The sequence below is a fragment of the Schleiferilactobacillus shenzhenensis LY-73 genome, assembly GCF_000469325.1.
GTDB classification, from domain to species: domain Bacteria; phylum Bacillota; class Bacilli; order Lactobacillales; family Lactobacillaceae; genus Schleiferilactobacillus; species Schleiferilactobacillus shenzhenensis.
In genome coordinates this window covers 364186-364565 of the sequence record NZ_KI271582.1, presented here as the reverse complement: position 1 = coordinate 364565, position 380 = coordinate 364186, and positions in this window count along the sequence as shown.

Below are 380 nucleotides of genomic sequence, written 5' to 3'. Positions count from 1 at the left end.
TTTGAGCCCGCAAAGTGCGCGGTCTCAAACACGCCTAACTGCATCGAAATCTTTCGCCAAGAGCCCGAAAGATTTCGTGCAGTTTCCACCACTGAGCCCCCGCCTGCTCCGCCCTCCGTCACCCTACATTATCGGAGACGGGAACAGTCTCGCTCCTCACAAAGTCAAGGCAGCGCCTTCCGCAAATACCATGGGAGCCACGCAGACGTAAAAGTATGGCGTGGTACTCCCGGTGAATATGTCCTGGCACCGAAGACTTTACGATCGGGTAGGATGTAGGCGATTTGGGCCCGGAGGCTGGCGGGGCTCAGCCATGAAATTGTTCTTAGCGGGCGGTTTTTGCCCGCTTAGAACAAGGCCGAGCTTTGAGACAAGCGCTT